The 272-nt window shown below is 71.0% G+C and carries 1 protein-coding gene; it reads left to right on the top strand.

The annotated features are described in order from the left end of the window. On the top strand, positions 1–272 hold a 272-nt coding region (locus SB751_RS30590), incomplete at both ends, for a carbamoyltransferase C-terminal domain-containing protein (protein WP_410749097.1).

Here is a 272-nt window from a genome sequence, read left to right as displayed (position 1 = left end):
ATGCGTATCTCGGACCGTCGTACAGAGACGACGCGATCGAGGCGTTCCTGAAGGAGGCGCAGCTGCCGTACCGGCGGCTGGCGGACGTCGCCGCGCAGACGGCCGCGCTGCTCGCGGCGAACCGCGTGATCGGCTGGTTCCAGGGCCGCATGGAGTTCGGGCCGCGCGCGCTCGGCGCCCGCTCGATCCTCGCGTCGCCGATCGATCCGGACATGCAGCGCAAGCTGAACCGGATCAAGGATCGCGAGGACTTCCGGCCGGTCGCGCCGGTC

It is taken from the genome of Cupriavidus sp. SIMBA_020 (genome assembly GCF_046535395.1).
In the GTDB taxonomy this organism is placed as follows: Bacteria; Pseudomonadota; Gammaproteobacteria; order Burkholderiales; family Burkholderiaceae; genus Cupriavidus; species Cupriavidus campinensis.
The sequence above is the reverse complement of the archived record's forward strand: the minus strand, read 5'-3'. Positions and strand labels throughout refer to the sequence as shown.